This window comes from Nonomuraea sp. NPDC003754 (genome assembly GCF_053605785.1).
Genome location: NZ_JBSGJX010000032.1, coordinates 78,155 through 98,677 on the forward strand (window position 1 = coordinate 78,155; position 20,523 = coordinate 98,677).

Annotated in this window: 13 protein-coding genes; 5 read left to right on the top strand and 8 right to left on the bottom strand. The window is 71.6% G+C overall.

What is annotated here, in order from left to right:
• The first annotated feature begins 96 nt into the window (after positions 1-96).
• Positions 97-1,320, top strand: coding sequence for an MFS transporter (locus ACWEVS_RS32340; protein WP_449928057.1), 1,224 nt, complete (start codon positions 97-99; stop codon positions 1,318-1,320).
• A gap of 70 nt (positions 1,321-1,390) precedes the next feature.
• Here ACWEVS_RS32340 and ACWEVS_RS32345 read toward each other — a convergent pair whose 3' ends face one another.
• Positions 1,391-1,591, bottom strand: coding sequence for a DUF2249 domain-containing protein (locus ACWEVS_RS32345; protein WP_452554474.1), 201 nt, complete (start codon positions 1,589-1,591; stop codon positions 1,391-1,393).
• Between the two features lie 397 nt (positions 1,592-1,988).
• On the opposite strand from ACWEVS_RS32345, the gene ACWEVS_RS32350 reads away from it, so the two are divergent.
• Positions 1,989-2,399 (top strand): pyridoxamine 5'-phosphate oxidase family protein, encoded by a 411-nt coding sequence (locus ACWEVS_RS32350; protein ID WP_354912653.1) that lies wholly within the window; start codon positions 1,989-1,991, stop codon positions 2,397-2,399.
• A gap of 223 nt (positions 2,400-2,622) precedes the next feature.
• On the opposite strand, the gene ACWEVS_RS32355 is transcribed toward ACWEVS_RS32350, so the two are convergent.
• From ACWEVS_RS32355 to ACWEVS_RS32385, 7 genes are all read right to left on the bottom strand, one after another.
• Positions 2,623-2,994, bottom strand: coding sequence for an alpha-L-fucosidase (locus ACWEVS_RS32355; RefSeq protein ID WP_452554475.1), 372 nt, complete (start codon positions 2,992-2,994; stop codon positions 2,623-2,625).
• A gap of 63 nt (positions 2,995-3,057) precedes the next feature.
• Positions 3,058-4,806, bottom strand: a complete 1,749-nt coding sequence (locus tag ACWEVS_RS32360; RefSeq protein WP_452554476.1) for a bifunctional metallophosphatase/5'-nucleotidase — start codon at positions 4,804-4,806, stop codon at positions 3,058-3,060.
• A gap of 45 nt (positions 4,807-4,851) precedes the next feature.
• Positions 4,852-5,661 (bottom strand): carbohydrate ABC transporter permease, encoded by an 810-nt coding sequence (locus ACWEVS_RS32365; RefSeq protein WP_452554477.1) that lies wholly within the window; start codon positions 5,659-5,661, stop codon positions 4,852-4,854.
• A complete protein-coding gene (locus ACWEVS_RS32370; protein WP_452554478.1) occupies positions 5,654-6,580 on the bottom strand; it encodes a carbohydrate ABC transporter permease in 927 nt (308 codons plus the stop codon). The genes ACWEVS_RS32365 and ACWEVS_RS32370 overlap by 8 nt, the downstream gene beginning before the upstream one ends.
• 3 nt (positions 6,581-6,583) lie before the next feature.
• Positions 6,584-7,828: an ABC transporter substrate-binding protein gene (locus ACWEVS_RS32375; protein WP_452417696.1), complete on the bottom strand. Its 1,245-nt coding sequence runs from the start codon at positions 7,826-7,828 to the stop codon at positions 6,584-6,586.
• Between the two features lie 72 nt (positions 7,829-7,900).
• Complete coding sequence (locus ACWEVS_RS32380; RefSeq protein ID WP_449928075.1) at positions 7,901-10,273, bottom strand: phospholipase D-like domain-containing protein; 2,373 nt, start codon at positions 10,271-10,273, stop codon at positions 7,901-7,903.
• Positions 10,270-11,910 carry a beta-N-acetylhexosaminidase gene (locus tag ACWEVS_RS32385; protein ID WP_449928077.1) on the bottom strand — a complete coding sequence of 547 codons (1,641 nt, stop codon included), beginning with the start codon at positions 11,908-11,910 and terminating at the stop codon, positions 10,270-10,272. Before ACWEVS_RS32385 ends, ACWEVS_RS32380 begins: the two co-directional genes overlap by 4 nt.
• A 142-nt stretch (positions 11,911-12,052) precedes the next feature.
• Between ACWEVS_RS32385 and ACWEVS_RS32390 the strand changes: the two genes are divergently transcribed.
• From ACWEVS_RS32390 to ACWEVS_RS32400, 3 genes are all read left to right on the top strand, one after another.
• Positions 12,053-13,228, top strand: coding sequence for an ROK family protein (locus tag ACWEVS_RS32390; protein WP_449928079.1), 1,176 nt, complete (start codon positions 12,053-12,055; stop codon positions 13,226-13,228).
• Positions 13,229-13,358: 130 nt separating this feature from the next.
• A complete protein-coding gene (locus ACWEVS_RS32395; protein WP_452554479.1) occupies positions 13,359-16,205 on the top strand; it encodes a helix-turn-helix transcriptional regulator in 2,847 nt (948 codons plus the stop codon).
• 224 nt (positions 16,206-16,429) lie between these two features.
• On the top strand, positions 16,430-20,461 hold the full coding sequence (locus tag ACWEVS_RS32400) for a S8 family serine peptidase (RefSeq protein WP_452554480.1): 4,032 nt from the start codon (positions 16,430-16,432) through the stop codon (positions 20,459-20,461).
• The last annotated feature ends 62 nt before the right edge of the window (positions 20,462-20,523 follow it).

A 20,523-nucleotide genomic window follows, 5' to 3' on the forward strand; every position in this document is an offset into this window, starting at 1 on the left:
ATACCTCGCCACAGGACCTCTGAGCTGTGATGAGACCGGGACATCTACGGCACGCAGCAGCGGCCACCCATGAATCCACGATCACGTGAGGAAGACATGACAAACGCACCGGCCGCCACCCGTGGCCGCAGGCCCGCGTTGATGCTCGCCCTGGCGACTCTGGGCTTCGCGGTGAACTTCTGGGCCTGGGCCCTGCTCAGCCCGCTAGGCCCCCGTTTCAAAGAGCTGCTCGGCCTGTCGTCCGGGCAGCAGGCGCTGCTGGTCGCCGTACCGGTGATCGTCGGCTCGCTGGGCCGCATCCCCGTTGGCGCGCTCACCGACCGCTTCGGCGGGCGGGTGATGTTCCCGCTGATCTCCGCCGCCACTATCGTCCCCGTGCTGTTCATCGGGCTGTTCGGGCAGACCTCACTGGCCGCGCTGCTGATCGGTGGATTCTTCCTCGGCATCGGGGGCACCGTGTTCGCTGTCGGAGTGCCGTTCGTCAACGCCTGGTTCCCGCCGCACCGGCGCGGGCTGGCGGTCGGGGTCTTCGGCGCCGGGATGGGCGGCACCGCGATCAGCGCGCTGACCACCGTCACCCTGGTGCGGACCGGCGGCGCCGCCACCCCGTTCCTGATCACCGCCGTCGTCCTGGCCGCCTACGCCATCGTCGCGTGGCTGGTCCTGCGGGACGCCCCCGGCCGCACGGTCGCCACCCAGCCGCTCGCGACGCGCATGGCCGCGACCCTGAAGCTGGCGATCACGTGGCAGGCGGGAGTGCTGTACGCGGTCGCGTTCGGCGGCTACGTCGCCTTCTCCGTCTACCTGCCCGCCTACCTGCAAACCGGCTACGGCCTCGAGCTCGCCGACGCCGCCAACCGCATGGCCGGGTTCGTCGTCCTGGCCGTCCTCGCCCGTCCCCTCGGCGGCTGGCTGTCCGACCGCGTCGGCCCCATCCCTGTGCTGACCGGCGTGTTCGTCCTCATCGCCGTCATGGCGGGGGTGCAGGCGCTCACGCCCAGCCTCATGCCGATCGGCACGATCGCGTTCCTGACCATGGCTGCGGCGCTCGGCGCGGGCAGCGGCGCCACCTTCGCCCTCGTCGCCCAAGTCGCACCCCCCGACAAGGTCGGCACGGTCACCGGCCTGGTCGGCGCCGCCGGCGGCCTCGGCGGGTTCGTGCCGCCGCTGGTGATGGGCTTCATCTACGGACAGCTCGGCTCCTACGGCCTCGGCCTGGCCCTCCTGGCGATCACCGCCGCGCTCACCCTGGCCCTGACGGTGATCGTGGTCCGCTCAGCGGCTACCCGTCGCACGGCCGAGCAGGTTGGGACCCGCTGAACTGCTCGTTCGCCAGTGGCCGCGCGGCGGCTGACGGCGCGCAGTGCACGAGGACGGACGTAGCAGCCGGTCAGGGGCGGCCGATACGGACCTTCCAGACCTCTGGCCCCGCCTCGAGGTACTCCCAGGTGAACGCGCCGGGGTGTTCGGCGGCGAACTGGTAGTAGAGCGGTTTGGGATCGTGGTCGTTGACGAGCACGAACGCCGTGCCCCCTGCCGGTTCCTCGTATATGAGCGGATCAGGCCGCGGGACACCGCTCGTTGAAGACACGTCGGACGTGCAAGCCTGTCATGGGGTCGCGAAACCGGTGACCCGTGACAGCGGGGTGGACGGGCGGCGGGTCTGGAGGATGGGATTTCTCACGTGCGACTCGCCGCCCGTCAGGGTGCATGCCCGTCATGGGCTCCACCGGCCGCGTGCGAGCTGGCGGCGGATCAGGTGGCGCTCATCGGACATGACCGAAACAGTAGATCCGAAGCCAGGGCCGCCGTCACCGCCACAGGTCACCTTCGCGGCGGGACTTTGGACCCGATCTTTCAGGGCGTTCGGCACGCGCCTGCTATTCCGCGTGGGGACGGTCCACGGTCTCCGCGACCGAGGGCGATCGGCGGCTGTCACGGGACTTTCGTCCCTGACTCGCGCATAGGGACGCTGGCAGGCTGGCGGTATGGAACTCGACTCGGCCGGCCTGCAGGTGCTTTCTCACGAGGAGTGCATGCGCCTGCTGCCCTCACGCCCGATCGGGCGGATTGTCTTCACCGACCGTGCCCTGCCTGCTGTGCAGCCGGTCAACTTCTGCCTGGACGGGGAGGACATCGTCATCCGCGCGGCGGCCGGTTCCAAGCTGGCCGCCGCCACCCGCCGTGCGGTCGTGGCCTTCGAGGTCGACGACTTCGACTCCAAGGAGCGGACCGGCTGGTCGGTCACCGTTGTGGGGCCGGCGCGTGTCGCCGACGATCCGGCGCAGATCGCCCGGCTGGAAAGCCTGCCGCTGACGCCGTGGGCACGCAGCCGCGACCACTTCATCCTCGTCACCACGGTGGAGGCCACCGGCCGACGTATCCGGCAGTCCACCTGACCCCATCCTCGACGCACCGCCGCCGAATAGCGTGAACCGAACCCCCGTGACGAACCAGCGAAGAGAACGACCGTGTCCGGACAACCGACGACGGCATCCTCCCCGCACCGCCGCCCGCTCCCCCAACCGAGCGCCGCGCGGCTCCGCGCCCGTCCGGCCGCGGGTCGGCTTCCGATGCTGGCCGGTGCCGTTGTCTCTGTGCTCGCCGGCCTCTACGGTGGACTCACGCTCCTGCTGCCCGAAGTCCCCGTAGCCGAGGCGCTGGCCCGCGAGCACGGGCCGCCGCGGTGGCGCTCCGCTCTACGACCGAATGAGCAGCAGGCACGCACTCGACCAGCTTGGTGATCAGCTTTTCCGGGCTCTTCCACAGGTCGTCGCCCGCGGTGCAGCCCCAGTTGTCATTGATCGTGACGCAGGCTTCCCAGGGCACGGGGCTGCCGTCCTCGGCAGGGATGCCGTCGACCGGCATCAGCTGCTCCGGGGAGGCGAAGTCGCCGCTGTGGTCGGTCGGCGAACCGGTCACGATGGAGCCGGGGCCGCCGTCGGCCTCCAGCCGATCGTCGATCAGCACGGTCGGCTGCAGGTCACGGACCATCGCGATACCGTCCGGGCGGGCCCGCGCGGGTGCGGGGGACGCGGGTCCCCCGCACCCGGAGTCCTACATCAGCGGCACCGCCCGGTCCAGGGCGGGCGGGGCCACCGGCCCCTGCCGCAGGTAGGCCCGCATGGCCTCGTAGTCGCGGTTGCCGCGCACGGCGTCGGTGTACCCGGCGAAGGCGGTGTAGCCGTCGGCGCCGAGCAGCGTGTAGGCCAGCGCGGCGAGCCGGTAGGTCCTGCCGGTGTCGAGCGGCTGCCCGTTCACGATCACGTCGGCGGGGTCGACCCGGTCCCCGACGGGCCGGTTCGCGGAGTAGGAGAAGCGGACGTTCTTGGACACGGCCAGCGGCGCGAACTTCACGGTGCCGTTGGCCTGCGTCTGCCACTGCTGCTCCAGGGCCTGCTCGATCTGCGAGCCCTTGACCGAGACCGTGAGCACCGGGTTGGCGTAACCCCACGCCGCCCACGACTCGCCCATGAGCACCTGACCGTCGCTGTCGGCGGGGTTCGTGCCCTTGGCGAACCTCAGGTCGCCGCGCAGGGAGTTGGAGCCCTTGGTCGGGGCGACGGCCACCATGGCCAGGTCGGCCTGGCCGCCCTCGGTTCGCTGCGAGTCGAAGTAGGCCACGTCGGCCACGGTGTTGCCGAGCGTGCTCTGCCCCGTCGCGTCGCGGGTCCTGGTGAGGTCGCCGGTGATGGTCCCGTACGGCTTGGCGTAGGTCTCCTTCTGCTTGGCGTTCCAGTGGTCGACCAGCTTCACCATGGCGGGGTCGGGGGTGACGTCGCGGGTCACGGGGTGGTTGACCGCGGTGGTCTCGGACCTGATGACGTCGCGGGTACGGTGGTCGAGCTTCAAGTTGATCTCGTTGATGAGGCGGCCGTGGTTGGCGGCCTCGACGACAGGGCGGGGGTTACCCGCCGGGTCGGGTAGCGAGCAGGTGAAGTACCAGTGCCAGTGGCCCGTGACGATGACGTCGATGTCGGGCGAGGCGTTGGCGGCGAAGTCCCAGATCGGCCCGCTCTTCTGGTCGGCGCAGCCGTTGTAGTCGTCTCCGGCCTTGCCTCCCTCGTGCACGTTGGCGACGATGGCCTTGACGCCGCGCCGCTTGAGGATGGCGGCGTACTTGTTGGCCGTCTCCACCAGCGGCAGGTTGTCCAGTGACGGCTGGTAGGAGGTGGAGCCGTCCACCGTGGTGGGCGTGGTCAGGTTGATGAACCCGACGGGGATGCCCTGGAAGCGCTTGATCACGTACGGCGGGAGCACCGGACGGGTGTCGCCCTTCCGCGTGATGTTGGCCGTCGAGATGGCGAAGTCGGCGCCGTGGAACTGCCGCCCGTCGGAGTCGGTGAAGCAGCTGTCGACCCCGATCTCGCCGAAGCACTCGCCTTCGCCCATGTGGTCGCGCAGGAACTCCAGGGACCGGTCCAGCTCGTGGTTCCCGACCGTGGTGAACTCCACCTTGATCTTGTTCAGGAACTCGATCGTGGGCTCGTCGGCGTGGTAGGACACCTCGGTCGGCCAGCCGCTGAAGTTGTCACCGACCGAGAACGTGACCGTGTTCTCATGGCCTTGCCGGAGCTTGTCCAGATGCGTCGCCACGTACGGCGCGCCGCCCACCACCAGGGTGTTCCCCTGCGGATCCTTGATCGTCCCGTCGGCGGCGTTGTTCTGCGGGGTGATGTAGCCGTGGAAGTCGGTGAGGGACAGCAGTTGCACGTCCACGGGTTTCGGGTCGGCCAGTGCCGGTGAGGCGGAGGAGGCCAGAGTGACGCCTAAGGCGACGACGATCCACTTGAGACGGGAATGCACACATACTCCTCGATAGGGGATACAACGGGAGGAAAGACTGGCGGATCAGCCCTTCGAGCCGGTGAACGCGATCCCGGCGATCAGCTGCCGCTGCATGACCACGAAAAGAACGATCACGGGCAGCGAGGCGACGACGGACCCGGCGAAGAGGATCGGGTAATCGGTCAGGTACTGGCCGCGCAGCGAGGCCAGCCCGGCGGAGAGCGTCATCATCTCCGGGTCGGTGTTGACCACCAGCGGCCAGAGCAGGCTGCTCCAGGACCACATGACGGTCAGCAGCCCGAGCGCCAGCAGCCCGGGCCGTGCCAGCGGCAGCATGATCCACCAGTAGATCTGCAGCGGGTTGGCGCCGTCCAGGCGCGCCGCCTCGTCCAGTTCCCTGGGCAGCGTCTTGAAGAACTGCCGCAGCAGGAACGTGCCGAAGGCCCCGAAGACCCCGGGGGCGATGAGCGCCTGGAGGGTGTTGAGCCAGCCGAGCCCCTGCATGATCTCGTACCGGGGCAGCAGGAACAGCTCCCCCGGCACCATCAGCACGGCCAGGAACAGCATGAAGATCGGCCCGCGCCCGGGGAACTCCAGCCGCGCGAAGGCGAAGGCCGCGAGCGAGCAGAGCAGCAGTTGCCCGGCCGTCACCGCCGCCGTGACGATCACGGTGTTGAGGAACTGCCGCCCGAGCGGCACGGTCCTGAACACGTCGGCGAAGTTGTGCCACTGCCAGGAGGGGACCGGCGTGGGCGGCACCCGCATCGACTCGGTGACCGTCTGCAGCGAGACCACGAGCTGCCAGACGAACGGCGTGATCATGATCAGCCCACCGACGAGCAGGACCGCGTACACGATCCAGCGCCTACTCATAGTGGACCCACCGCCTCTGCAGCCTGAACTGGAGGGCGGTCAGCGCGAGGATCAGGGCCAGCAGCACGACCGCGATCGCGGCTGCGTAGCCGCGGCTGTTCTGCACGAAGCCCTGCTCGTAGAAGAGGTAGACGATCGTACGGCTCCCCGCCATCGCCGGGCTCTTGACGTCGATCATGAGGAAGACCAGGTCGAACACCTGCAGAGCGTTGATCAGCGTGATCACCATGACGAAGAACGTGGTGGGTGTGAGCAGCGGCAGCGTGATGCGGAAGAACTGCCGCACCCTGCCCGCGCCGTCGATCGCGGCGGCCTCGTAATAGTGCTTCGGGATCCCCTGCAGCCCGGCCAGGAACAGCACGGCGTTGTACCCGAGCGAGCTCCAGATCCCGACCACCGCGATGGCGTAGATCGCGAACTCGGGGTCGGAGACCCAGTAGGGCCCGTCGATCCCGATCTCGCCGAGCAGGTAGTTGATCAGGCCGAAGTCGCCGTTGTACAGGTAGCGCCAGGTCAGGCCGACGGCCGCGGGCATGGTGACCACCGGCAGGAAGTACAGCGTGCGGAAGAAGCCGAGCCCGCGCAGCCCCGGCACGTTGAGCAGCACCGCGATCACGATCGCCAGCGGCACCCCGATGAGCACGAGCACGGAGTAGAGCAGCGTGTTGCGCAGCGCACCGAGCATCTCCTCGTCGCCGAAGAGGGCGGCGAAGTTGTCGAGCCCCACCCACGTCTGCCCGCCGAACACGCCGGACTCGGTGAAACTCAGGTAGAGCGTCTGGACGATCGGCCACAGGTAGAACACGGCCAGCCCGAGGGCCATGGGCGCGATCAGCCCGTAACCCCAGAGCCAGTCGCGGCGTGGCCGCCGCCCAGGCCGGGCCGTCTTGACGGCGACCCGTTCCTCGGTCAGCAGCATCCGCTACTCCTTGGCCAGGATCTCGTTCATCTGCGCGGCGATCTCCCTGGCCGCGTCCGCGGTCGGCCGCTTGCCCGCCCACGCCTCGGCGAGGAGCTTGTTCTGCACGTCCTGCCACTTGGCGGTGTTCAGGGAGACGGGGTACGGCACGCCGTGCGGGATCGAGGCGTCGAACGCCTCCTTCAGGTGGTAGTTCGGGAAGGCGTTGAACCAGCCGTCCTGGGTGCCCGCCCGCGAGGAGACCGAGGCGCCGCCGGTGTCGCTGAGGATCTTCTGGGCCTCCTCGGAGGAGAGGAACGTGGCGAACTGCGCGCTCTCGACCGGGTGCTCGCTCTTGGCCGAGACGGCGTTGGCCAGGCCGAGCAGGATGACGGCCTCCTGCGCCGGCCCCTTGGGCAGGGGCGCCACGTCGACCTTGTCGCCGCGCTCGGTGTCGGCCTTGAACGCGGTGGCGAGCCAGGAGCCGCCGTAGTACATGGCGTACTTGCCGGTCATGAACAGCTGTACGGGGTCGGTGTCGGTGGTCGCCTGGGCGGGCGGGGCGACCTTGTCCTTGTTGATCATGTCGGTCCAGAACTCCAGGCCCTGGATGGAGCCGGGCTCGTCGAAGCCCGACTTCTTGCCGTCGGCGGAGATGACGTGGCCGCCGGCCTGGACGATCGTGGGGTAGAAGCCGCCCTGGTCCCACATGGGGGCCAGCAGGCCGTAGTGCTTCGTGGCCGGGTCGGTCAGCTTCTTGGCGGCGGCCCTGAGGTCGTCCCAGGTCCAGTCGGCGGTCGGGTACTTGACGCCGGCCTTGTCGAAGAGCTCCTTGTTGTACCAGAGCACGGGGAGGCCGACGTCGCGCGGCATGCCGTACAGCTTGCCGTCGTAGCGGTAGCCGTCCACGATCGCCTGCGGGAAGGCGCTGACGTCGGCGTTCTCGATGGGGGCGAGCACGCCGCCCTTGGCGTACAGGCGGACGTTGAGGCTGTTCATCCAGAAGACGTCGGGGGCCGCGCCGCCGGTGGCGGCGGTCTGGAGCTTGATCCAGTACTGGTCCCAGGGGGTGATCTCCAGCTTGACCGTGACGTCGGGGTGCTGCTTCTGGAAGGCGTCGATGATTTTCTGGGTGCTGGCTTGGTCGTTCTTCTCCCAAATCGCGTAGCTGATCGTGATTTTTCCGGAGTTGGTGGTTGTATCGGTGCCGGAGCCACAACCGGCCAGGGTCACGGCCAGGGCGGCGACCAATGCCATACGCAGACGCACGGGGGGTTCCTTCTCTCTGGAAGCGCCGGGGGTGGTGGTCAGGGTCTCGATCGCGAGGGAGCGGCGCCCGGCTCAGAATTCGGTGTTGGTGAAGCCGGTCCGCGCCACGACATCGCTGTATCCGTTGACGTCGAAGTCCTCGGCGTAGAAGAGGTGGAAGCCGGTGGCGTCGGCGGCGACGGCGGTGGCCGACTGGCTGCCGGCCGTGTTCGGGTTCATGCGCTCGCAGGGGAACCGGCCGGCCGTCGTCCCGTCGGCGTTGAAGCCGCGGGCGTACACCTCGAAGGAACGGCCGGCGTTCCAGATGTCGGACTCGGTCCAGCCGACGACGAACCGTCCGCTGTCGTCGACGGCGACGGACGGCGATCCCTGGACCGCGCACCTGTCCACCGACGACACCCTCCCGCAGAGCGGCGGGTACTCCTTGCCGCCGTCGGAGACCGTGTTCGGCGCGTACTTGCCGAACGCGACGGGGTTCTCAGCGAACCTCGATCCTAGGGAGGGCGTCAGACCTCGCGTCCGCACCCGCCAGACGGTCTTCACGTCGCCTCCGGTGACCGCCACGTTGTCGCTCCAGGCGACGACGCTGTCGCCGCCCGCCGTCGTCGCCACCGCGGGGGCCAGGTGCTCAATGGCCGCGTTGGTGTTGATCTTCGTGGCGGCGGCGACGGTCGCACCGGTCGCCGAGACGCGCTTGCCGTACACGTCGGGCGCCTGCTGCCAGACCACGGTCGCGGTGCCGGCGCCGTCGACGGCCACGTCCGGCCGGTCCCCCGCGCCCACCTGGACCGGCGCGAAGGCACGCGAGGTCAGCGAGGCGTAGCCGGCCGCGCGGACGGTCTTGGTCGGCGTGTCCTCCCAGACCACCGTGAACCCGCCGTCGCCCTGGACCGCGATCCTCGGCCGGGTCTGGTCGCCGCTCCACTGCGGGTCGTTCGCCCAGATCGTCGAGCTCAGCGTGCCCGACGGCGAGAGCCTGCGCACCGCGATGTTGTGCTCGCCCCGGCAGTCGCCGTCCTCGGCCCAGGCGACGTAGGCGTTGCCCGTGTCGTCGACGCCGGCCGACGGCTGCACGTGGTTCCAGCCGGTCGCGCACCCGACCCCGCCCATCGAGACCTTCACGGGGCCGGTCACCGGCTGCCCGTCGTGGTAGATGCGCGCGTAGACCTCGGTGCCGTCCACCGAGGCACGATCACGGTCGCCCTCCCAGGCCACGGCCGTGTAGCCGGCGCGCATGGCGGCCGCCCTCGGCGCCCGCTGGTCGTCGGGGCCATTGGCGGCCATCTGGAGCGCGGCGTCCGGATAGGCGGAGGGGACGAACTTGATCATCTCGTCCAGCATCGCGGCGAAGTCCGCGTCGTACGCCGCGTAGATCCCCGCGTCGTCGATCCGGATGAAGGAGTCGTCCGAGGCGGTCAGGGAGCCGGCATTGAGGTTGTGGGAGCCGGTGTAGACGTAGCGCCGCGTCGCGCCGCCCGCTGCCGCCGACGGCCCGTTCACCAGGATGATCTTCGAGTGGAGGTTGTCGGGCGCGCAGGTGTCCCCGGCCGGGTAGTGGCAGCCGCCGGGCCTGAAGGTGTGCACCACGATGCCGCCCTTGGCGAGCTCCTGGGCGGTCGAGACCGTCTGGTTGCCCTCGGCGACGAGCACCTGGACGCCGCACCCCTGCTGCTTCTTCGCCTTGAGCGCGTCGATGACGAGCGGCCTGTCCGTGGCGAACTGCGCCTGCGCCACGCGGATCGTGCCGGGGCAGCCCACGTCCTTGATCATGGCCGCGACCAGGTCGGCGCTGTCGTAGGTAGCCTGGTCGTAGACGGTGTCGCGGGGCTCCATCCAGACCGTGACCTTGCCACTGGCGGAGGTGAAGGGCGCCTGCCACGTCGCCCGCACCCGGGAGACCAGCGTGTCGAACACCTGCCGGTAGCCCTCGGCCAGGCCGGCGTCGCCCGAGCTGATCAGCATGTTCTGGTGGAGGCCGTTGTCGGCGCTGAGGTTCTGCGAGCTCTGCGCGACCACGTCGGTCCTGCCGTCCGTGAGGCGGCTGAACACGAAGAACTTGTGGTGGTTGATGTCGGTGTCCGGGCCGTTGCAGCCCATGGTGCAGAGCGTGACCGGCACGCCGGCGGCGGCCAGCTCGTCGAGCAGCGGGTCGTGACCGGATCCCTCGGACACCACCCGTACGTCGACGCCGCGATCGTGCGCCGCCACGAGCTCGTCCTTGACGGTCCTGATCTCCAGCACGTACGTCGCCACGCGCAGGGTGGAACCCGGCGCGGCCAGGTCGATCAGGCCCAGCAACCGCGTCAGCAGGGAGCCGTCGAGCGTGCCGTCGACGCTCGGCCTGCTGAAGTACGCCGACAGCTCGGGAGTCGCCGCACGGGCCGGGGTGATCACGCCGAGCAGGCAGGATAAGCAGACGAGGATGACAGACAGGCGTCTGGTCATGCGTGCCTCTCTCCACTGAGGTTTCGTCGGATGCCGCGGGTCCAGGCCGCCACCTCGGCCTCGGTCTCCGCCCGCTCGCGCGGCCAGCCCTTGACGTCCGGCCGCGTCTGCCACGGCTCGGGGCCGGACTCCTTGCGGTACTCCACGCCCAGCGCGGCGAGCCGGCGCTCGTGGTGGTGCAGCCGCGCCCGGAAGTCGTCGAAGTCGCCGCCCGCGGGGCTCCACACGACCTCGGCGAAGGCCGACAGGCGGGGGAAGGCCATGTAGTCGAGCGCGCGAGGCGAGTCGATGTGCTCGGTCCAGAGGTTCGCCTGTGCGCCGAGCACGCGAACGGCCTCGGCCTCCGTGAGCTCAGGCGGCACCGGTTCGAAGGCGTGGACGTCGCGCAGCGAGATCACGCTGCCGATCGGGACCGGCTCGTCGGGCCGGTCCGACTGCCGGAAGTCGAGGTAGAGCTGGGTGAACGGGCACGTGATCACGTCGTGCCCGGCCCTGGCCGCCACGACCGCGCCGTACGTGCCGCGCCAGGACGCCACGGTCGCACCCGGCGGCAGGCCGCCCTCGATGATCTCGTCCCAGCCCAGCAGGCGTCGCCCGCGCGCGGTCAGATGGTCGGAGAACTGGCGGATGAACCAGCTCTGCAGCTCGTCCTCGTCGCGCAGGCCGAGCTCGCGGATGCGCCGCTGGGCCGACGGGCTCTCCCGCCACTGCGTCTTGGGGCACTCGTCGCCGCCCACGCAGACGTACTCGCCGGGGAAGATCTCCATGACCTGGTCGAGCACGTCCCGGTAGAAGGCGAGCGTGGCGTCCTCGACGTTGAGCACGTTCGGGGAGACGCCCCACTGGGTGGCGACCTCCAGCGGGTCGTCGAGGTTGCCCAGCTCCGGATAGGCGGCGATGGCGGCCTGGGAGTGCCCGGGCAGCTCGATCTCGGGCACCACGGTGACGAACCGGTCCGCCGCGTACGACACGATCTCGCGCAGGTCGTCCTGGGTGTAGAAGCCGCCGTGCGGGCGGCCGTCGAAGACGCCGTGCCGGCGTGACCCCAGCGGGCTCTCCCTCCGCCAGGCGCCGACCTCGGTCAGCTTCGGGTACCCCTTCACCTCGAACCGCCAGCCCTGATCGTCGGTCAGGTGCAGGTGCAGCACGTTGAGCTTGTGCGCGGCCAGCAGGTCGATGTACCGCAGCAGGTCGGGCTTGGGCAGGAAGTGCCTGGCCACGTCGATGAGGCAGCCGCGCCACCGGAATCTCGGCCGGTCCTCGACGGTGACCGGGGCGACGAGCCAGTCCCGCTCGCCGACCGCGCCGCTGCGGAAGGCCGCGGGCGGCAGCAGCTGGCGCAGGGTCTGCGCGCCGTAGAACGCCCCCGCCGCGTCCCCCGCTTCGATGCGCACCCCGCCGGGGCGCACGGTCAGGCGGTACGCTTCATGGCCGAGCCCGGCCGCCAGGGTGATCTCGATCGCCCCGGGCCGCGCCTCTCCGGGCGGCAGCGGCAGGCCGGTCACGGGGAACAGCACGCCACGCAGCCAGCCTTCCACCCGCGCGAGCTCGGGGGGTGCGGCGATCACTGTGGCCGTGGTGAGGGTGAAGGGCTCCGTGCCGTCTCGGGTGAGGTGAACGGGTCGTGGCAGCAGCAAGTCAGGTCCCTGAGGGGTCGGGGGGCGGGATTCGACGGTCGTGTCGCCGTACGGGCGGGCGGGCTTGCGTCGTGGTGGATGACCGTCCCGATGGGAATTTATGATGAAGTCCACCATTAAGATTCGTCAAGAAGGGTTATCCGTGACGCACCCCGTGACTGGCGGCGACCTTCAACGGCTCCGGCGTCTCAACGCGCTCTCCGCGCTCGCCGCCCTGCGCGTCGGCGGCCCGATGACGCTGACCAGGCTCGCCGAGCGCGCCGACCTGGCCAGAGCCACCATCAAGGTGGTGGTCAGCGACCTGATGGAGCTGGGCTGGGTGGCCCAGATGGATCCGAGCGGCGGCGAGAAGGGCAGGCCCGCGCGCCGCTACCGGTTCCGCGGGGAAGCGGGCCGAGTGCTGGGGCTCGACATAGGAGCGCACAAGGTGCTCGCGGTCGTGGCCGACCTCGACGGCAACGTCCTGCACACCACGCGCGAGCCGGTCACCCCCGAGCAGCCGCGCGCCGAGCGGCTGGCCGCCGTCGACAGGGCCGTCGACGCCTGCCTGACCGGCTCGGGCACCTCCGCCTCCGACGTCTGGATCGCGGTCGCGGGCAGCACGGGCTACGTCGACCTGCAAGGACGCGTCGTCCTGTCCCGGGCCATCCAGGACTGGTCGAGCGTGCCGCTGGCCGATCACGTCGGCGCGCGGCTGGGCTGCGCGGTCCTCGTGGAGAACGACAGCCGGCTCGCCGCACTCGCCGAGTGCCGCAGGGGCATCGCCCGCGACACCCGGAATCTGATCTTCCTGCACGTCGGCAGGCGGGCCGGGGCCGCCGTCGTGCTCGACGGGGTCCCCCTGCGCGGCGGCGGGGGCGCGGCGGGCGAGATCGGCGTGCACCCGCTGTTCAACCTCGGTCACGTGGGCGAGCTCCTGCAGGCCGTCCCCGCCGTGGAACCCGGCACGCCGCCCGACGCGGTCGCGGGGGCGGTGTTCGAGGCCGCCAGGCGCGGCGACGCCGGTGCGCGCGGCGCCGTCCTGCGGTACGTCAAGGTGCTCGCGCTGGCCACCTCCGCGATGGCCCTCACCGTCGATCCCGACCTGGTGGTGCTCGGCGGGGGTTTCTCCCGGTCGGCCGACGTGCTCCTGGAGCCGCTGAGGGACGAACTGGAGACGATGTGCCTGCGCACTCCGGAGGTGCGGGCCTCGGTGCTCGGCGACGAGTGCGTGGCGGTCGGCGCCGTCTGTTACGGCATCGAGCGCCTGTCCAAGACGCTCTTCAACCCCGAGACCGGGCCGTTGCCCGCAGACGCCCCTCCATCATTAATGGTTTAGTTCACCAAATATCAGGAGCGTGCGTGAGGACGGCTGGTTGTGACGTCGTCCAGGACGCCCAGGTCCGGAGGCCGGGAGCGGCGGCCGCCGTGACGTTGATCTAAGACTTCCGGTGCAGTTGAATGAGCGGGTGCGTGCTGGGCGAGTGGTCTCCCCGGTTCTGGTGGGGCGGGAGAGGGAGCTCGCCCGGCTCGTCGCGCTGGTCGCCGGGGCGCCCGCCGTGGCCGTCGTCGAGGGCGAGGCCGGCATCGGCAAGTCCAGGCTGACGGCCGAGCTGCTCGGCCGTCCCGCGGTGGCGGGCCTGCGGGTGCTGAGCGGGGCCTGCGTGCAGATCAGGGAGCCGTTCCCGCTGGGGCCCGTCGTCGAGGCGTTACGCGGACGCGCGCCCGAACTGGCCGGGGCGGCCTTGTCGCCGGTCGCGGGGGCGCTGCGCGAGCTGCTGCCCGAGCTGGCCGGGGTGCTGCCGGAGACGCCGCCGCCGCTCGACGACCGGGCGGCCGAGCGGCACCGGGTCTTCCGGGGGCTCGCCGAGGTGCTGACCGCGCTCGGCCCCGCCGTCCTGGCGGTGGAGGACCTCCACTGGGCCGACGGGCAGACGGTCGAGTTCCTGACGTACCTGATGTCCGTGCTGCCGGGCACGTTGCGGGTGGTGCTGACGTACCGGAGCGAGGAGGCGTCAGGGGCGGTACGCGCGATCACGGCGCGCGCCCCCGACACGATCACGGCCGAGCATCTGGTGCTGCCGCCGCTCGACGCCGCCCAGACGCGGGTGATGGCCTCGGCGATCCTCGGGGCCGAGGAGGTGACGGCCGAGTTCGCCGAGCACCTGTGCCTGCGGGCCTCCGGCCTGCCGCTCGCCGTGCAGGAGCTGCTGGCGCTGCTGCGCGACCGCGGCACGCTCATCCGGTGGGAGGGCGGCTGGGCGCGGCGGGCGCTGGAGGACCTGGACGTGCCGAGCGGCGTGCGCGCCTCGGTGCAGGAACGGGTGGCCCGGCTCTCCCCCGGCGCCAAGGAGGTGGCGGAACGCGCCGCCGTGCTGCAGCTTCCCGTGCCCGTCGCCCTGCTGTCGGGGCCCGACGTCGGGGCGATCGACGAGGTGCTCGGCTCCGGGTTGTTCGCCGACACCGGCGGGCTGGTGGGGTTCCGTCACGTGCTGGCGGCGCAGGCGGTCTACGAGGCAATCCCGCTCGGCCGCCGGCAGGCCCTGCACGCCGCCGCCGCCGACACCGTACGCGGGCTGCGCCCGGTGCCGCTGGGACGCCTGGCCCACCACCTGCGCCAGGCGGGCCAGGCCGGGCAGTGGGTGGAGGCCGCGATCGAGGCGGCCGAGCAGGCCTCGAGGCTGGGCGACGACGCCGAGGCCGCGCGCCTGCTGGAGGACGTGCTGCGCGACACAGACCTGCCCGCGGCCCGGCGGGCCGAGCTGACGGTGAAGCTCGGCTGGGCCGCCCTGGAGCTGCTACGCCCACCGCCGGTCGCCGACCTGGTCAACTGCGCGCTGGAGCAGGACGTGCCGCCCCCGCTCCGCGGCCACCTGCGCCTGCTGCTCGCGCTGCACCTGGAGCGCACCCGCACCGACGGCGCCCGCATCGGCGAGGCCTTCGCGCGGGCCGCCGACGACCTCGCGGGCGAGCCGGGGCTGGCCGCGTGGGCCATGGCCGGGGTCGGCCGCCCGCCGAGCGACCTGCCGCCCGAGGAGAGCAGGTCCTGGCTGGAGCGGGCGCTCGCGACCCTGCCCGCCGTCGCCGATCCGGCCATGCGGATGCTGGTGCTCGGCAAGATCGCGATGATCTTCGTGGTGATGGGCGATCCGCGCTGGGCCGCGCTCGCCGGCGACCTGCTGCGGGAGACCGGCGGGCGGCGGCTGCTGCGCCGCGAGGTCAACGCCTACCGCTCCATCGGGGGCGCGGCCCTGTTCAGCGGGCACCACCGCCAGGGCCGCCGCCTGCTGACCGCGGCCGTCGAGGACGGCGCCGAACCCGACCTGCGCGAGCGGCTCGAACTGCGCTGCCTTGTCAACCTGGCCGCGGCCGACTACTTCGAGGGCTCCTGGCAGGGGCTGCCGGCCAGGCTCCAGGAGCTGCGCGACCACTTCGGCGACGAGCCGCACGAGCGCATCCTCGTCGACATCGTGACCGCCTGCCTGGCCGCGGTGCAGGGCCGCCAGGAGGCCGCGCTGCCGCCGCTGCTCGACGCCGCCGCCGAGGCCCGTACCCGGAGGCAGTTCGACGACCTCGTGCTGCCGCTGGCCATGCTGCTCAGGGTGGCCGCCGCGCGGGGCGAGCCGGAGCCGGCGATCGAGGCGGCCGTCGAGGCGGGCCTCCACTGGGAGGCGAGCGAGCTGTGGCCGGTGGCGGTCCGCGCACTGCCCGCGCTGACCGAGGCGCTGCTGGCGGCGGGCCGTCCGGACGAGGCCGCCGACGTCGTCGCGCGGCACGCCGCCCGGCTGGCCGGGCTCGACGCGCCGCTGGCCACGCCCGCGCTCGCGCAGGCCCGCGGTTCGCTGGCCGCCGCCGACGGGCAGTGGGCGCGGGCCGCGGCGGAGTTCGCCGCCGCCGCCGACGCCTTCGAGCTGATCCCGGCGCGGTACGAGGCCGCGCAGGCCGGCGAGCAGGCCGCCGCCTGCCTGTTCGCCCTCGACGACCCCGAGGCCGCCGGGCGGCTCAGCCGGGCCGTCGCGGTGTACGCCGACCTCGGGGCGCGCTGGGACCTCGACCGCGCGACCGGGCTGGGCCGCAGGTGGGGAGTCCGCCCGGCGGCGCAGAGCGCGCCCGCGCAGGCGGGGAACGACCACGCGCTGTCGGCCCGGCAGGAGCAGGTGGCCCGGCTGGCGGCCGAGGGGCTGACCAACCAGGAGATCGCCAGGGAGCTGTTCCTGTCGCCGAAGACGGTGGACAAGCACGTGAGCGCGGCCATGCGCAAGGTCGGGGCGCGGTCGCGGACAGAGCTGGCCCGCCACCTCCTCCCCGGCCGCTGAATCCCCAAATTGGGGATTTTTCCCCATAGGGCACCCCATACCCCACCCCATACGGCTGCCGCGACACTTTCGGCATGTCCGAAACCACCGAAGACCCCGGCCCGCCAGACCCGGAAGACCCCGTTCCCGGTGGCCCCTCCCTTCACAGTGAGACCCCGGAGCCCCCTCGCCCCCCGGACGGCTTCGAACCCGTCTGACCCCCTTCCCCCGCCAGAAAGGCCACCATGGCACTGCCCCGCCCCCCGCTGGCACGCCGGACAGGCGTCCTGCTGACCGCGGTCACCGCGCTCGCCGGCGTGCTGACCACCGGACCGGCGACCGCCGCGACGCCCGGCACCCCCGCCCCCTCCCCCGCCGCTCCCGCCGCCCCCGCGCAGGCCGCCAAGGACGTCACCCTGTCCGGGGTGCGCGCCCAGAAGGTCGTCGTCACGCTGATCACGGGCGACAAGGTCCAGCTCACCCGGTCCGCCGCCGGCCAGTACCGCGTCGAGCCGGCCCCCGGCACGCGCCAGGACGGCCGCCGGATCAACCTGTTCACCCAGTTCACCCCGGACGGCGTTTTCGTGCTGCCGGACGACGCGGTCGCCGCCGTCCAGGAGGGGCTGGTGGACAGGCGGCTGTTCGACGTCAAGTACCTGGCCGAGAACGGCTACTCCGACGACGTCGCCAAGCGGCTGCCGGTCATCGTGCAATACCCGAGCGACCAGACCGAGGCCGCGGTCAAGCGCTCGGCCGCCGCCGTCCCCGCCAGCGACCCCACCCGGACGTTGGAGAGCATCCACGCCTCCGCCCTCGACGTCACCAAGGCCCAGGCGGGCACGTTCTGGGAGGCCGTACGCGGCGCGCGGACCGCCGGGCAGGGCCTGGCCAAGGCACCCGGCACGCTGCGCGGCGGCATCGCCAGGCTCTGGCTGGACGCCAAGGTCAAGGCCGACCTGGACGTCAGCGTCCCCATGATCGGCGCCCACCAGGCGTGGGAGCGCGGCCAGGACGGGACCGGCGTCAAGATCGCCGTCCTGGACACCGGCGCCGATACCGGCCACCCCGACCTGGCCGGGAAGATCGCCGACAGCAAGTCGTTCGTCCCCGACCTGCCCGTCCAGGATGGGCACGGGCACGGCACGCACGTCGCCTCGACCATCGCCGGCACCGGCGCGGCCTCGGGCGGCAGGTACAAGGGCGTTGCCCCCGGCGCGCAGCTCGTCGTCGGCAAGGTGCTCGACAACACCGGCTCCGGCCAGGAGTCGTGGATCATCGAGGGCATGGAGTGGGCTGCGCGCAGCGGCGCCAAGGCCGTCAGCATGAGCCTCGGCGGCCCGCCCAGCGACGGTACCGACCCGCTCAGCCAGGCCGTGAACGACCTGACCGCCGAGACCGGCACGCTGTTCGTGGTCGCCGCGGGCAACCTGTACGAGACGGAGACGATCAGCATGCCCGGCGCGGCCGACGCCGCGCTGACCGTGGCCGCGGTGGACAAGAAGGACCAGCTCGCCGCGTTCTCCAGCCGCGGGCCGCGCCCAGGCGGCGGGCTCAAGCCTGACATCGCCGCGCCCGGCGTGGACATCGTGGCCGCGCGGGCGGCCGGCACCGCCATGGGCTCCCCGGTGGACGAGCACTACACCGGCGCCTCGGGCACCTCCATGGCCACGCCGCACGTGGCCGGCGCCGCCGCGATCCTGGCCCAGCAGCACCCGGACTGGACGGGCCGGCAGCTCAAGACCGCCCTGATGTCCACCTCCAAGGACGACGGCTTCACGGTCTACGAGCAGGGCGCCGGCCGGGTGGACCTGGACCGCGCGACCCGGCATCAGGTGTTCGCCGACAGCGGCGGCGTGGACTTCGGCCTGCTGGAGGGCGGCAGCGCGCCGAAGACCGGCCAGATCTCCTACCGCAACCTGGGCGACCAGCCCGTCACGCTCACGCTGAAGGTCGCGATGAGCGGGGGTGCGAAGCCGGTCCTCGCCGACGCGACGCTGACCGTCCCCGCCGGCGGCACGGCCGGCACCACTGTCACCCTCGACCCGGCCGAGCTCGCCGTCGGGACCTACAGCGGGGCCGTGACGGCCGAGGCCGACGGCGTGCGGCTCACCACGCCGCTCGGCGCGGTACGTGACGTCCCCACGTACGACCTGACCATCCGCACCCTGGACCGGGACGGCAGGCCGCGCACCCCGACGGCCATGAGCGTGCTCGACGTCGAGGGCACCAAGGGCGAACTCGGCCCCAGCCGCATCGACGACGAGGGCCTGGTCGTCACCCGGGTCCCGGCGGGCACCGTCAGCCTGCTGCAGGTGCTCGACTGGGTGGACGGCGACGACCGCGCCAACCGGGCCTGGCTGTTCGAGCCCGAGCTGACCGTCACCGGCGACACCGAAATCACCCTCGACGCCCGCAAGGCCACCGAGATCAGCTTCAGCGCCCCGAAGACCGCGCAGCCGCTGAACAACACCTACGACGTCTTCTTCCAGCGCACCCTGCCGAACGGCAAGGTCTTCGGCGGCACGCTCCTGGCGGGCCGCCCGCTCGGCGGATGGGAGAAGGTGTGGGCGCTGCCGACCAAGAAGGTCACCAAGGGCGGCTTCCGCTTCACCGGCCAGTGGGAGCTGGGCGTGCCCGAGGTCACCATGACCATGCGCACGCCCAGGCGCACGACCCTGCACCCGGTCTCCCGGGTCCACACGATCGACGCGGGCGAGATACACCCCGGGTACGTCCCGTTCGAGGGCACCAAGGACCTGCGGGTGGTCGACGCCGGCAAGGGCCGTCCCGAGGACCTCGCGGGCAAGGACCTGCGCGGCGCGCTCGTGCTGATCGACGCCGAGCCCGCCGAGGGGATCTTCGGGACGGCGTGCGGCCTGCAGATCGAGCGCGTGGACCCGATCAGGGACGCGGGCGCCGCCGGCGTCCTGGCCTTCAACGAGCGGGCCTCCGCCTGCCCGATCCCGTTGCAGATCACGCAGAAGCCGTTCAGCGGGCCGTTCAAGCCGGTCAACATCCCCGTGGCCTACGTCTCCAACGCCGAAGGCACGAAGATCCGCCAGGAGGCCGGTCGCGGCCCGGTGACCATCCGGGTCGAGGGCACGCCGAACACGCCGTACTCCTACGTGTTCAAGCCGTACGTCGACGGGCGCGTCCCGGACTCGATGCGGTACGAGGTGACCGAGCGCCAGTTGCACCGGGTCGATTTCGATATGCACGCCGGGCCGTACACGAAGTACATGAACTGGCGCAGCACGTGGAAGACCGACGACATCTCCTACGCGGTGACCAACACCAACATCCTGCAATGGGCCTACCCCATGCCGGAGCGCAGGTCGCAGTGGGTCTGGCCGCTCGACCCCAAGATCGTGAGCGAGGCGGGCATGTCCGCTCTCGTCACGTCCGAACCCGGCGCGGAGGTCCAGGAGACCCGATACCGCGCCGACGTCTTCGACCGGCCGGGCAGCACCCGCCAGCAGTGGTTCGCCACCCCGAGCACGCCGGGCGCCTCGACGGCCTCCGACAAGCTGTACGCGCTCGGCGGCGACCCGGACGCGGCCCCGCTCCAGCAGCTCGTCATCGGGGTGCCGTGCGCGATCTGCATGCACGACGGCAACCTGTGGGTGACGCCGTCCATGGTCAGCGGGGTCGGGGAACGGCGCGACGACGGCGTCGCGTTCGGCGACCTGGCGCCCCAGTACGACCTGCACCTGTACCGCGACGGCAAGGAGATCCCGAACGCCCCTCTGCCGGGGTTCGACACGCTGCCGCGCTACCCTCTGCCCAAGGAGCAGGGCGTCTACCGGCTGACGGCCAAGAACGACCTGCAGGACATCGAGTGGACGTTCACCGCGCCGCCGGCCAAGGAGCAGCTGAGGCCGGGCTCCAACTGTTACGCCTGGTTCGTGGACGGGCTGGTCGAGCAGTGCCGCACCACCCCGGCGGTCTACGTCAGCTACGACCTCGGTGACAGCCTGTCCGCCGCGAACACCGTCGCGGCCGGGCGCAGGCACACGTTCGAGCTGGAGGCCTACCACGGGCCGTCGGCGGCGAAGATGCCGGCGATCTCGGGCGTGCGGCTGTGGACCAGCACCGACGACGGCGCCACCTGGCAGCCCGCCGACCTCAAGCGGAGCCGGGATGGCGTCTACACCGCCGGCGCGAGGTACCCGGCCTACCGCGCCACCAAGGGCGCGGTGAGCCTGAAGGTGGAGGCGTGGGACGCGGCGGGCAACCGCGTCAGGCAGACCACCCTCCGCGCGTTCAACCTCCGCTGACCGAGGGGACCGCGGCCACCCGCCCGGCGGCCGCGGTCACCAGCCCAGCGTGACGGGCGATC